We start from the raw sequence: 13530 nt of genomic DNA, 5'->3' as shown, positions 1-13530 counted from the left end.
TCATATCAGTTTTCCCTTCAAATTTCACCTCTATTTAAAATTAGTCCCATTCTGCAGAATTCTAAGTCAAATAAAAGTCCGCTCTCGTTTATCAAGAGCGGACCAAGATGACTATTCATTTTTACCATATGCTTCAATGATCCGTCCGACAAGCGGGTGCCGCACAACATCAGCTTGTTCAAGGTGCACAAAGGAGATTCCAGAGACATCCATCAACACTCTTTCAGCCTCAACCAATCCTGATTTTGCACCCTTTGGCAAATCTATCTGGGACGTGTCCCCTGTAATGATCATTTTAGACCCAAATCCCAGGCGAGTCAGGAACATTTTCATCTGAGCCTGAGTCGTATTCTGCGCCTCGTCCAGGATCACAAATGCGTCATCGAGTGTCCTCCCCCTCATATAAGCAAGAGGTGCAATTTCAATTGTCCCTCTCTCAATCAGGCGCAATGTATGTTCAGTGCCAAGGATATCGTGCAGGGCATCATATAATGGGCGGAGATAAGGGTCTACCTTCTCCTTCAAGTCCCCTGGAAGGAAGCCAAGGCTTTCTCCTGCCTCTACTGCTGGTCTGGTTAAGATAATTTTGGACACAGTACCATTCTTAAGTGCCGTGACTGCTATAACTACCGCAAGATACGTTTTACCAGTACCAGCAGGCCCAATGCCAAAAACAAGATCGCGGCTTTTGATGGCATTGACATAGTGTCTCTGGCCAAGAGTCTTGACCCTGATCGATTTACCCTTAACGTTTTTACTGATTTCTTCATCATATAAATCCTTGAAATATTCCAAGGTACCCTTTTCGGCCATTTGAATTGCGTAAACAGCTTCTCTTTGGCTAATGCTGATTCCCTTCCGGATTACGGCAAGCAGATTGTCCAATACAGCTTGGGCTAACTCAACCTTGTCCTCCGGCCCTGAGATTCCTACTGCCTCTCCCCGGGTCACAATCGAGACACCAAGCTCCTGTTCAATCAGCTTAAGGTTCATATCTGAATTACCAAATAATGAAATGGCTTCAGTTGGGTTCGCTAGTTGTATTTCCATCGTTTTTAAGTCTTCTGTCATTCTCAGTCTCCTTGATAATTGGTTTTCCTACTGCTATATCCTCAATGATTGTAAAATGTGTGGTTAGCTTTACTTTATCATTCTCAATTGACTGATGTAAAATTTTTTCCCCTTTAATGATAGCATTTTCAGGAAGGTAGTTTTTTATATCCTTTCTCGCTAATTCTTTTGCACTTTCTATTGCTTCTTTCCTCGAATAGATGCGTGTTACCTGTTCCCTCTCCCTGATGGTCTTTTTTTCAACCTTCACAGGAAGTTCCCATTTGAAAAATCTTACAGGCTGTTCAGTCACCTCGAGTTCAAATTCACTGAAATCAGGTTTTCCAAATCCCCAGACAGGTAAGGCTTTACCAGCGATCATGAGGGAATATTTCTTTTTTTCATTGCCATTGTACACCTGGAACGTACTCTTCAAAGGCAACTCCACCTTCGTTGAATACCAAGTCTCACCAAGTATTTCACCTTCAGCCGCCACAACCTTCAGATCATCTTCTTTTCCATACAGACCCGAAACAAGGAGCTGACCAGGCATAACATAATCATTGACCTCGACAACCGGTTCTCCTTTTTCTACAAAGATTTTGACAATGGCTGCTTTCCTTTTTGCCACCAGGTTCCTCGGTCCAATTACTTCTGCTTTTTCCGGCTCACTCTTTTCAACAGCCTGAAAATGATAGGTCGTCCCTTTAAGCTCCACACCTATCCAGGTCAGGGCGCCTACTTTATCGGTCAGTTCCTTTTGGATACTCTCCACACTATCTATAGAAAACTGCAATTTTCCGACGCCAATCCCCATCCTGTCCAATTCCTTGCGAATCTGGTGTTCGGTCGCCGGGCTCGCCCCTTTTATTTCTATACCCCAAACCATGTTTGAAAGAAGCATCATTAATGCAAAAAATAAAAATGCACCCGCCAAGAATCCACTGTTTGTCCATAATTTCCTTAAAAAGAAAGGGCCACCCGCCCTCTCTAAAAACCTTATTTTGCAATTGCTGTCCCTTGCTGGAATTCTCAGTTTTTTTACATCCTGCAGATTCACATAAAAGGTGACGGCCTCGGATCCATGTTTTTTCACGTTCCATATCGAAACACCACTGCGTGTCAACTGATTTAAAAATCTTTCTATACCCTTTCCAGTCAATTTCACTTTGACTGTGCCGGAAAAGGTGTGAATCCATTGGTTTTTCATTCGTCTCCCCCTCAATCAATCATTTATATAAATAACCTGATCTATTTTTCCTTCGAGTAAAATTTCTTCAGGCAATATTGTCTTGATCACAAATGCTTTTCCCTTGACGAGAAGCTGGCCCCCTTTAATCATCAACCGCACTTCTCCATCGGAAAAAGCAAGCAGACCCCTGTGATTCTCTATATAAATATGGACATGCCCAATCATCGTGATTCTAGGGAGATCCATCATGACATCTTGAGGAAGATCCATTTTTTGTGTCATCCATTTGCGAACATACTGGCCCCATTTTTTTGCCATAAAAAAAAGAACCCCCTTTCATCTCATATGTATGAGAAAAAAGGAGGTTCTAGCACCATTTTTAACTTTATGGATGCTCATTCTTTCCAAAATGAACAGGAAGGCAAATTCTTTGCCTAATTTCTCCTGACTGCGTTGTATGGCCTTTTGGCCCTTGGCTTGCCAAGGACTTCCGCCCAAATTATTCCCTCTACGAGAGTGTCCCTGTCTGGCTGGATGATAATTTCAGGTTCTTTTTCTTCTCTCTTTTGATTCAATCGGCCTGATGATTCACCAGCAGACATCCTGCCTTTACTTGCTCTCTCTTTATTCACCTGCTCCTCAGACTGAAGCTTTCTTTCCAGATAAACCTTTTGGAGATCATTGATGATCTCCACACCAGTTTCACCCGGTACGTGCTTAGCTGATTCGCGGCTTCGTTTTGTGTCCCTTCCAGTATCATAACGAGGCCCTTGTTCTTTTTCGATTTCCTGCCGAGGCTCAACTCTGGCCTCTGCTGGCTGTCTCCTGGCAGGCGCAGGACGAGGCTGCCTTGCCGGTCCTGGTTGCTGCATCGGACCGGGCGGCCTGACCGGACGGCGCTGCGGCTGCTGGCTGTCCTGCTTCTTTTTGTTGAAAAGGCTGGAGATAACCCCGATTAGAATAAACAGGGCTATAGGATTACTGAACAATTCAAATAAAATTTCCATGAGGAGCCCCCCTTTCTTTTAACGGGTTCTCGCATCAATTATTATTTTTGTCATCTTTTTTATTGTTGGAAAGCTTGCCAATGGAACCTCTCATATCTGTGTCTGCTTCGATATTCTGGATATTCATATAATCCATCACGCCGATGTTGCCTTCACGCAGCGCTTCTGCCATTGCCAATGGTACAGTTGCTTCCGCTTCGACAACTTTCGCTCTCATTTCCTCGACGCGCGCCTTCATTTCCTGTTCTTGTGCTACGGCCATTGCGCGACGCTCTTCGGCTTTTGCCTGGGCAATCTTTTTGTCCGCTTCCGCCTGCTCTGTCTGAAGCTCGGCACCGATATTCTTGCCGATATCAACGTCCGCAATATCAATCGATAGGATCTCGAACGCTGTACCCGCATCCAAACCTTTTGAAAGGACCGTTTGAGAAATCATATCCGGATTTTCCAATACCTTTTTATGGTTGTCAGAAGAACCGATGGTCGATACAATACCTTCACCTACACGGGCAACGATTGTCTCTTCACCAGCACCCCCGACAAGTCGGTCGATGTTTGCTCTTACGGTGATTCTTGCCTTAGCCTTTACTTCAATACCATCCATGGCCACACCAGCGATGAATGGTGTTTCAATTACTTTCGGATTAACGCTCATTTGTACCGCTTCTAATACATCACGGCCAGCAAGGTCAATCGCTGCCGCTCTTTCGAATGAAAGCTCAATATTCGCACGATGTGCAGCAATCAATGCATTTACAACCCTGTCTACGTTACCTCCTGCAAGATAGTGGCTTTCAAGCTGGTTCGTTGTAACATTCAAGCCCGCTTTATGCGCCTTGATCATCGGATTGATAACCCTGCTTGGGATAACCCTTCTTAATCTCATACCAATCAGCGTGAAAATGCTGACCCTGACACCTGCCGCTAATGCTGAAATCCATAGCATTACCGGTACGAATGTCAGCAAAACACCAAGGAAAAGTATCCCAAGTGCAATCGCTACTAAAACAAATGCTGTACTTGCATCCATATGAACTGCCTCCTAAAAAATATTATTCCATGTTCTTTGAATCTTCTTTATTTTACCAAATAAACTCAAAGACCATTGGTTTTTATCTCTACTTGTTACTTCATCAATTCGCCGTGGCAAGAATACCTTAATGAACAATACAATGAAAGAACAAATCAGGTTTCAGTAATCTCTCTAACCACAATTCTCGAGCCTTCCGTTTTTACAATCCTGACTTTCTTATCCTTTGCAATAAATCCACCCTCACTGACTGCATCTATGCGTTCGTCCTCAACAACGATTGTTCCTGAAGGTCTGAGGGGAGTCAATGTGATCCCTTCTACGCCAATCAGTTCAAGGCGGTTTTTATTGGATACATAACCCTTTTCAGTGCTTGTTGAATCTGTCAGTATGATTCTTTTGAAAAATTTCATCTTTTTTCCAAACACCCTTATCATTAAAATAGATAAAACGATGGACGCAGTCAAGGCGATCAGTAACGAAATCCCCATATGGACCACATTATCAGATGCCATAAAAAAGCTTGCAAAGATTGCTAATAAACCAATAGCTCCAGCTATTCCTCCTGGAATAAATAACTCAAGCAATATAAGCCCAACACCAAGCGCGAACAAAATCAGCGTTTCAAAACCAGCCAGACCAGCCACCATATGCCCGTAGAAGAATAGGAGCAAAGCTGACAAGCCTGCAATTCCTGGCAGACCGAATCCCGGAGAGTACAACTCAAGCACCAACCCTAAGCTTCCGATCGTCATTAAAATCGGGATTACGACTGGATGCGTTATGAATCTCGCCAGCTTTTCAGCGAAAGTTTCATTCACTTTCCTGATTTCTGCATTCTCATAGCCAAGCTTCTCCAATAAATTATCGAGGTTTTTTACAGTCCCCTCAGAATAACCGACTTCAAGCGCCTGCTCCGCCGTCAGGGTAAGGAGCTTCCCCTTTTCTGCATTCAGATTCGGCAAATCAATGCTCTCATCAGCCATTGCCTGGGCGTATATCGGATCCCTTCCACTTTCAACGGCTGCTGCTTTCATAGCCGCAAACCAATATGATTCTGCTTTTTTACCAGCTGTATTGCCCTGTTGGTCAATGATTGCAGCTGAGCCCATGGTGGAGCCGGGAACCATATAAATTTCATCCGTATTGAGGGAAATATAGGCACCTGCGGATAATGCCTTCTTATTGACAAAGGCGACTGTTTTCAAGTCAGTGCCTGTCAGCAGTTTACCTATGCCATCAGCCGCATCAACGGCACCTCCAGGTGTATTTACATCAAAAATGATTGCTTCAGCACCTGCCTCTTCAGCTTCTTCCACCGCTCTTTCCAGGAAGGCAAGCAAGCCCTTTTCGACTGTTTCTTCAATCGGCACCACGTAGACAACTTTTTCATCCGCATCTGCAGTGAACGGATTGATCAGACTGGCCAGTGACAAGAGGATGATGATGCTCGCAATCACTGATTTGATATTCAATTTGGCACCTCCATTCTATAAAATAAGGCCATAGTGGTAATACGCATTCGTACACCAAAAGGTTTCATTGATTTTTTACAAATTTTCAAAAAGAATCCTTCTGAATGTGTAAAAATTATGTATTTAATTTCAATGAAACACAAAGTACTAGGTGAAGACACTTTTTATTATACGCTAAAAAGGCCGCAAGAATATCCTGCGGCCTTCGAGCTTTTTATGAAAGGTGTTGTTGTACAAGTTTATTAACGAGAGATCCGTCTGCTTTACCTTTTACTTTAGGCATAAGGACAGCCATTACTCTACCCATATCGGCTTTCGATGCCGCACCGGTCTCCGCGATAGCTTCTTTGACGATTTCCGTCACTTCTTCTTCGCTAAGCTGCTGTGGCATGTAAATTTCGACATGCTTTAATTCTTTTTGTATCTTTTCAACGAGGTCTTGTCGACCTGCTTTTTCAAATTCCTGGAGGGAATCTTTGCGTTGCTTCACTTCACGAGAAAGTACAGTTAACTCTTCTTCTTCGGATAATTCCTGCTTGCCGAACTTGATTGCTTCGTTTTGCAGGGATGCTTTGACCATCCGAATCGTCGTGAGTCTGTCCTTTTCTTTGTTCTTCATCGCTTGTTTCATATCATTATTTAAACGCTCGAGCAGGCTCAAGTTGATTCCACCCTCTCTTAGAACTTGCGTTTTCTAGCAGCTTCAGACTTTTTCTTACGCTTTACACTAGGTTTTTCGTAGAATTCGCGCTTTCTAGCTTCTTGGATAGTACCTGATTTAGATACAGTACGTTTGAAGCGTCGAAGAGCATCTTCAAGCGATTCGTTTTTACGAACGACAGTTTTAGACATTCTCTTTCCCTCCCTCCGAGCACAACACACTAACACCAAAACACATGGGAAACCATGTACCTTGCAATTATAATATAACACTGGCAGGAGGTCAACTGTAATTAGCCCTTGTTTTTACTTTATGTATTTTTGCAGGATAACATGCAGAATGAAAAATTTATTAGCATGTCCTTCCCTCCTTTTCATACATTTAAATGGGAGGGGGAGTCCTATGGTCTATCTATTATTTTTCCTATTATTTCTCGCAGTTTTCATCGGCGGCATGACATTGCTTCGAAAAGGCTTATTTGAGCTTTCCGCAAGCAGAATGAAGAACTGGCTGGCCATCATGACAGATACACCACTAAAAGGGTTGATTGCCGGAATGGTAGTGACCGCACTTTTGCACAGCAGTTCCGCTGTCATGGTCATCACGATTGGATTAATTTCTGCAGGCCTGCTGAAATTTTCTCAATCAATCGGAATCATCCTTGGTTCAAATATAGGGACAACCTTCACCCTTGAAATCATCACTTTTAATATCGACACATTTATCGTGCCTTTTGCTGTTATTGGTGCGATTTTAATGGTATCACGTAACAGAACATGGCAAAACATTGGTGCAATTTCTTTTGGGATTGCAGCTGTTTTTGCAGCAATGCGCGGTTTCACCTTCCTCGCCGACCCTGTGACCAGCCTGCCTATAGTGGAGCTTGCACTTGCCAACTTGAACAACAGCCATTTTATCAGCATTTTAGCCGGTACAGTTGTAACGGCCATGGTCCAATCAAGTACAGCGCTGACTGGAATCATCATGGGCTTTCTGTCTGAAGGAACATTAAGCATGGATTCAGCTATCGCTGCAATGCTTGGTGCCAATATAGGCACTTGCATAACCGCCATGCTTGCTTCTATTGGTGCCGGCAAAGAGGCCAGGCTCACAGCGTTCGCGCACGTATGGCTGAATATCGCTGGCGCAGCAGTCTTCTACCCTTTCATCGACCAAATAGCTGCACTGGCCCCGATGACAGCCACAAGACCCGAAGTCCAGCTGGCGCATGTCAGTGTCGTATACAATGTAATCGCTTCGGTACTTGTACTTCCAGTTGCCGAGAAATTTGGCAGGATGATTGAGTTCATTCATGGGATAGAATAACGTGATTAGTGGTTGAAAATCTCATTTGGGCGAAAAAATTGGCATATGGTCGATAAATCTTAAAATGTGATCGATATACTCTAAAACATGGTCGATATCTTATACTAAGTCAGGCTTTAGAACCAAAAAAGAGCTGGCAAAATGCCAGCTCTTTAGTCATTCAACTATATAACTGCTTGTTCAGCTACAGCTTCATCTTCCAACACGCGGACAAATTGCCCTTCGTTGTATGGATAGCCTGCTTTTACAATTTTGACCTTCACAATTTTACCAATCATATCTTCGGTAGCAGGGAAAACAACTTTCAAGTAGTTATCTGTATAACCTACATAAAGTCCGCTATCTGGCTCTTCCTTGTAGATCTCTTCAGGAATCACTTCAAGCACTTCATTTTCAAACTGGGAAGCATATTCCTTTGCAAGCTGGTTCGAAAGCTCAATCAATCTGTGAACGCGTTCGTTCTTCACCTCTTCGTCCACCTGGTCTTCCATTCTTGCAGCAGGAGTGCCTGTCCGTTTTGAATAAGGGAAGACATGCAGTTCTGAGAATTGGTGCTTCTTGATGAAATTATAAGTTTCCATAAACTCTTCTTCCGTTTCACCTGGGAAACCAACTATGATATCAGAAGTAACCGCGAGACCTGGCAACACTTCCTTAAGTCGGTCAAGACGCTCACCGAAAAATTCCATTGTGTATTTACGGCGCATACGCTTCAACACTGTGTCAGAACCAGATTGGAGCGGGATGTGCAGGTGACGGACGATAATGTTTGATTGATCAATTACCTCGATTACTTCGTCCGTGATCTGGCTGGCTTCAATAGAAGAAATTCGCAAGCGCTTTATGCCCTTAACTTGTGCCTCTAAATCTCTAAGCAGTGAAGCAAGGTTGTAGTCTTTCATATCTTCACCGTAACCGCCTGTATGGATGCCTGTAAGAACGATTTCCTTATATCCTGCATCGACAAGCTGCTGTGCCTGGCGGATTACTTCCTGTGGGTCACGGGATCTCATCAAACCGCGTGCCCAAGGGATGATACAGAAAGTACAAAAGTTATTGCAGCCTTCCTGAATTTTCAATGAAGCCCTTGTACGGTCTGTAAATGCAGGTACATCAAGCTCTTCATAAACACGATTTTTCATGATATTGCCAACGGCATTGATTGGCTGGCGCTCTTGCTTGTACTGTTCGATATACTCTAGCATTTTTACGCGGTCCTGTGTTCCGACAACAATATCGACTCCAGGAATCGCCATGATTTCTGCTGGCGACGTTTGTGCGTAGCAGCCGGTAACACAAATAACTGCGTCCGGATTCTTACGGACAGCCCGGCGGATAACCTGGCGGCTCTTCTTGTCCCCTGTGTTCGTTACAGTACATGTGTTGATAACATAAACATCTGAAGTAGACTCAAACTCTACTCTCTCGTACCCTTGTTCCTTAAATAACTGCCAAATGGCTTCTGTTTCGTAATGGTTAACCTTGCAACCTAATGTATGAAAAGCAACTGTAGGCATTATCTTCACCCCAATAATTCAAAATGATAGGAAACAGCAGACAAGGCATATAGCGGTGCTGTTTCTGTACGCAAGATGCGCGGCCCGAGACCACAAGCTAAAAATCCATTTTTATTTAAAAGGTCAACTTCCTCCGAGGTAAGTCCTCCCTCTGGACCAAATACAATCAGGAGGCTGTGGCCTTCCCCCAATTTCGCGAGAGTAGAAGAAAGGACCGAAGCTTCGCCTTCCCTCGCTTCTTCCTCATAAGCAACTAGCTTATAAGTATATTCATCGCTTGCTTTGATCAGTTCTTTAAGACTGACCGGTTCTTTCACTTCTGGAACATAGCTGCGATGGGACTGCTCAGCAGCTTCCTTGGCAATCTTCTGCCAGCGGTCAACCTTTTTGGCAGCTTTCTTGCCGTCCCATTTAACGATTGAGCGGGATGCGGTAAAAGGGACAAATTCATAAGCACCGAGTTCAGTACCCTTCTGAATAATCAATTCGAGCTTATCCCCTTTGGGCAGACCGCTCGCAATCACGACATGGACCGGAAGCTCCGTAGTCCCTTCCTCCCATTTTACAACGTTTGCCACAACGATTTCATCGGTAATTTCTTCAATCTGACAAACAGCACTTTTGCCCGTGCGCGTGACACAGATGATCTCGTCCCCAGTTTTCATCCTCATAACACGTACAATATGATGATAATCATCGCCGCTAATATTGAATTGTTCCATATTCCCTTGTTCATCAATAAAATACCGCTGCACCACAGCACCTGCTTTCTGAAAAGCGCAAGCGCCTTGGTCAGCCCCGACAAGCGCTGGAGGACCGCCCATTGAAGTCGTTCTTTGACTTCATTGGGCGGACCGAAATGAAAAGTATCGCCGACTGTCCAGAAACGCAGAAACTGGAGACTCCGACAAAGAAGCGCTTTTTGCTTCTGCCGGCGGAGTTGAAGTTTCGGAGTTTCTAGGAGGCAACACTAGACAAGCGTCTCGAGGGGCTAGGCGCTGGAGCTAGACATTTCTCAGATTTAAGACATATGACTTAAAAGAACAGAAAAAAGGGGTTAAGCTGTACCCCTTTTTTCACATTATTTCTTTTTGCTGATAATCGCAACCCAGTCTTCCATAGAAATAATCTCTTCTATTTCAAAACCTGCATTGATCATTGCATCCTTGACAACTTCTTTCTTCTGCTGGATGATCCCAGATGTAATGAAATATCCGCCATTTTTCACGACCTTGCCTGCATCGTCAGCAAAACGCAAGATTACTTCCGCCAGGATATTTGCAACCACAATATCCGCTCCTTCTGCAACACCATCCAGAAGGTTGTTTTGTGAAATGGTTGCAACATCGTGGACTTTGTTCAGCTTGAGATTGAGTTTTGCAACCTGCACTGCTACATCATCCAGGTCCATCGCTTCCACTTTTCCCGCACCCAGCTTAGCCGCTGCAATACTGAGTACACCTGAACCTGTTCCAACATCCACGACGCGGTCGCCAGGCCTGACTGTTCTTTCCAACGCCTGGATACACATGACAGTTGTCGGGTGTGTTCCTGTGCCGAATGCCATACCTGGATCAAGCTCGATGATCAATTCATCCGTGCTGACTGGAGTGTAATCCTCCCAGGTTGGCACGATCGTGAATTTCTCTGAAATTTTGACCGGGTTATAGTATTTCTTCCAGGCCGTTGCCCACTCTTCCTCATTCACTTCACTGATTGATACTTTATTCATCCCAATATCAATATTGTAGATAATCAGGTTATTGATTGCCTCTTTTATCTCATCGACTGTTTCTCCAAGGAAACTATTTACCGGCAGATAAGCTTTTACAATGACTCCTTCTTCCGGATAATCGTCTGGATTAAGCTGGTATATTTCTCCGAACTGGTCCTCTCTCTCCTTCTCAAGCTCAAGCGGATCTTCAATAACAACTCCACTTGCGCCTGCTTCATGCAGGATATTGGAAATCGGCTCAACCGCTTCATTTGTAGTTAAAATGCTGATTTCAGACCATTTCATTTATACCAACTCCATTCAATTAATCACCTTTAAAGGCACGTTTTACTTTTGAAAAAAAGCTTTCCTCCTGCTCTCCAAGAGGAGACTGTCCGCTTACTTCAGCAAACTCACGCAGAAGCTGCTTTTGCTTTTCAGACAGTTTTGTCGGAGTTACGATTTTAATCAGGACATGCTGGTCTCCTGTACCATATCCGCGGACATTGGGGACACCTTTGCCCTTCAGGCGGAATTTTGTACCTGTCTGTGTTCCAGCAGGTACTTTCAATTTCACTTTGCCATGCAGTGTAGGGACTTCGACTTCATCACCAAGCGATGCCTGAACAAATGTGATTGGCATTTCACAATAAATATCATCGCCGTCACGCTCAAAGAATTCATGAGATCTGATATGGAAGACAATATAAAGGTCGCCTGCAGGGCCGCCGTTTATACCGGCTTCTCCTTTTCCTGCTACTCTCAGCTGTTGGCCATCATCGACACCAGCCGGGATTTTAACATGAATCTTGTTCCTCCTCGTAACCTTCCCAGTTCCGGAACATGTTGTACATCTTTCTTTGATTTCCTTACCAGTTCCATTACAGTAATGACACACACGGCGGTTCACAATACGTCCAAAAGGTGTGTTTTGTTCTACACTGATCTGACCGCTGCCGTGACAATGTTTACATGTATCGACTTTAGTACCAGGTTTTGCACCGGTTCCGTCACAGGTATCACATTCTTCTTCACGAGGAATCTCGATATCTGTTTCCTTGCCGAATACAGCTTCCTCAAACTTCAATGTCATCGTATACTGAAGGTCGGCACCCTGTCTTGGTGCATTTGGATCACGGCGTCTGCCGCCCCCGCCGCCGAAGAAGGAATTGAAAATATCTTCAAAACCGCCGAAACCGCCGCCGAAATCACCGCCGCCGCCAAAGCCCTGGTTAGGATCGACATGGCCGAACTGGTCATAATGAGCGCGCTTTTGATCGTCACTCAATACCTCATACGCTTCTTTTACTTCTTTGAACTTTTCATCTGCTCCCGGCTCTTTATTAATGTCCGGATGGAATTTTTTAGAAAGCTTGCGGTAAGCTTTCTTTATTTCATCCTTCGAAGCCGAATTACTGACTCCGAGGACTTCATAGTAATCCCGTTTACTCATGATTACCACTCCCGAATCTTTTCACATAAAGATAATTCTAACATTCCCGTACATTCATACGCAATATTTAAAATATCTGGATATGCGTTATTTTGTTTCTGTATAAGTGTTAGGTCCTTCTTATATCACACAGTTGATTTCCGTTCCAGGCTCTCAACCAGCTGAACCTTTTTTATAACCTTTAATAAAGGTCAATTTTTTTAGATGTACTGTCTACATTAAAAAAGCCAAAGCCAAGTATGACCTGACTTTGACTTTTTGGTGTTATGATTGTTTATTTATCGTCATTTACTTCTTCGAATTCTGCGTCAACAACGTTGTCGTCTTTTGCAGTTCCTTCTTGTCCTTCTGCGCCTTGCTGTGCCTGTTGTTGCTTGGCAGCTTCTTCGTAAAGCTTGACGCTTAGGTTTGTAACGATTTCTTGAAGAGCATCCTTCTTTGTGCGGATTTCTTCAATTTCGCCCTTTTCAATTGCAGCCTTCAGCTCGTCTTTAGCTTCGTTCGCTTTCTTGACTTCTTCTTCATCTACTTTGCCTTCAAGATCCTTCAGGGTCTTTTCAGCAGTGAATACTAGCTGGTCAGCTTCGTTGCGAAGTTCTACTTCTTCTTTAAGCTTCTTGTCCGCTTCAGCGTTTTCTTCCGCTTCTCTTACCATGCGGTCGATTTCTTCATCGGAAAGCCCAGTAGATGACTTGATTGTGATTTGCTGTTCTTTGTTCGTGCCAAGATCCTTAGCACGTACGTTTACGATACCATTCTTGTCGATATCGAATGTTACTTCAACCTGAGGTACTCCACGTGGTGCTGGCGGAATATCCGTCAACTGGAAACGGCCCAGAGTTTTATTGGCAGCTGCCATCGAACGCTCCCCTTGAAGCACGTGAATATCAACAGCAGTCTGGTTGTCAGCAGCCGTTGAGAATACCTGTGACTTTGAAGTAGGAATTGTTGTATTGCGATCGATCAGCTTTGTGAATACGCCGCCCATTGTTTCGATACCAAGTGAAAGCGGAGTAACGTCTAGAAGAACGACATCTTTTACATCACCAGAGATAACGCCGCCCTGAATCGCTGCGCCCATTGCAACAACTTCATCAGGGTTTAC

15 protein-coding genes are annotated in these 13530 nt (G+C 44.1%); 2 read left to right on the top strand and 13 right to left on the bottom strand.

All coding sequences use genetic code 11. The annotated features are described in order from the left end of the window. Window positions 1–111: 111 nt before the first annotated feature. From ACH0QE_RS13900 to rpsU, 8 genes are all read right to left on the bottom strand, one after another. Window positions 112–1071, bottom strand: a complete 960-nt coding sequence (locus ACH0QE_RS13900; RefSeq protein WP_415801203.1) for a PhoH family protein — start codon at window positions 1069–1071, stop codon at window positions 112–114. Next, window positions 1022–2260 carry a sporulation protein YqfD gene (gene yqfD, locus ACH0QE_RS13895; RefSeq protein WP_415801202.1) on the bottom strand — a complete coding sequence of 413 codons (1239 nt, stop codon included), beginning with the start codon at window positions 2258–2260 and terminating at the stop codon, window positions 1022–1024. The genes ACH0QE_RS13900 and yqfD overlap by 50 nt, the downstream gene beginning before the upstream one ends. Before the next feature lie 15 nt (window positions 2261–2275). After that, window positions 2276–2560, bottom strand: coding sequence for a sporulation protein YqfC (gene yqfC, locus ACH0QE_RS13890; protein ID WP_214739368.1), 285 nt, complete (start codon window positions 2558–2560; stop codon window positions 2276–2278). Between the two features lie 116 nt (window positions 2561–2676). Continuing rightward, window positions 2677–3249 carry a hypothetical protein gene (locus ACH0QE_RS13885; RefSeq protein ID WP_415801201.1) on the bottom strand — a complete coding sequence of 191 codons (573 nt, stop codon included), beginning with the start codon at window positions 3247–3249 and terminating at the stop codon, window positions 2677–2679. A gap of 34 nt (window positions 3250–3283) precedes the next feature. Further along, window positions 3284–4279, bottom strand: a complete 996-nt coding sequence (gene floA, locus ACH0QE_RS13880) for a flotillin-like protein FloA (RefSeq protein WP_415801200.1) — start codon at window positions 4277–4279, stop codon at window positions 3284–3286. Window positions 4280–4434: 155 nt separating this feature from the next. Further along, window positions 4435–5727: an NfeD family protein gene (locus ACH0QE_RS13875; protein WP_415801204.1), complete on the bottom strand. Its 1293-nt coding sequence runs from the start codon at window positions 5725–5727 to the stop codon at window positions 4435–4437. A 241-nt stretch (window positions 5728–5968) separates the two neighbouring features. Continuing rightward, window positions 5969–6415, bottom strand: a complete 447-nt coding sequence (locus tag ACH0QE_RS13870) for a GatB/YqeY domain-containing protein (RefSeq protein WP_415801199.1) — start codon at window positions 6413–6415, stop codon at window positions 5969–5971. 17 nt (window positions 6416–6432) lie between these two features. After that, window positions 6433–6606, bottom strand: coding sequence for a 30S ribosomal protein S21 (rpsU, locus tag ACH0QE_RS13865; protein ID WP_015595024.1), 174 nt, complete (start codon window positions 6604–6606; stop codon window positions 6433–6435). Window positions 6607–6817: 211 nt separating this feature from the next. On the opposite strand from rpsU, the gene ACH0QE_RS13860 reads away from it, so the two are divergent. Further along, window positions 6818–7741: a Na/Pi symporter gene (locus ACH0QE_RS13860; RefSeq protein ID WP_415801198.1), complete on the top strand. Its 924-nt coding sequence runs from the start codon at window positions 6818–6820 to the stop codon at window positions 7739–7741. A gap of 164 nt (window positions 7742–7905) precedes the next feature. On the opposite strand, the gene mtaB is transcribed toward ACH0QE_RS13860, so the two are convergent. After that, entirely contained in the window at window positions 7906–9258 is a 1353-nt protein-coding gene (gene mtaB / locus ACH0QE_RS13855) for a tRNA (N(6)-L-threonylcarbamoyladenosine(37)-C(2))-methylthiotransferase MtaB (protein WP_415801197.1), read from the bottom strand. A gap of 5 nt (window positions 9259–9263) precedes the next feature. Next, on the bottom strand, window positions 9264–10013 hold the full coding sequence (locus ACH0QE_RS13850) for a 16S rRNA (uracil(1498)-N(3))-methyltransferase (RefSeq protein WP_415801196.1): 750 nt from the start codon (window positions 10011–10013) through the stop codon (window positions 9264–9266). 68 nt (window positions 10014–10081) lie between these two features. Between ACH0QE_RS13850 and ACH0QE_RS13845 the strand changes: the two genes are divergently transcribed. Then, window positions 10082–10219: a hypothetical protein gene (locus ACH0QE_RS13845; RefSeq protein WP_415801195.1), complete on the top strand. Its 138-nt coding sequence runs from the start codon at window positions 10082–10084 to the stop codon at window positions 10217–10219. Window positions 10220–10339: 120 nt separating this feature from the next. Here the strand turns inward: ACH0QE_RS13845 and prmA are convergent, their stop codons facing one another. From prmA to ACH0QE_RS13830, 3 genes are all read right to left on the bottom strand, one after another. Next, entirely contained in the window at window positions 10340–11278 is a 939-nt protein-coding gene (gene prmA / locus ACH0QE_RS13840) for a 50S ribosomal protein L11 methyltransferase (protein ID WP_415801194.1), read from the bottom strand. A gap of 19 nt (window positions 11279–11297) precedes the next feature. Continuing rightward, window positions 11298–12425, bottom strand: coding sequence for a molecular chaperone DnaJ (gene dnaJ, locus ACH0QE_RS13835; protein WP_415801193.1), 1128 nt, complete (start codon window positions 12423–12425; stop codon window positions 11298–11300). A 274-nt stretch (window positions 12426–12699) separates the two neighbouring features. Further along, on the bottom strand, window positions 12700–13530 hold an 831-nt coding region (locus ACH0QE_RS13830), incomplete at its 5' end, for an Hsp70 family protein (protein ID WP_415801192.1).

This window comes from Mesobacillus sp. (assembly GCF_047739415.1).
Taxonomy (GTDB): domain Bacteria; phylum Bacillota; class Bacilli; order Bacillales; family Cytobacillaceae; genus Mesobacillus.
The sequence above is the reverse complement of the archived record's forward strand: the minus strand, read 5'-3'. Positions and strand labels throughout refer to the sequence as shown.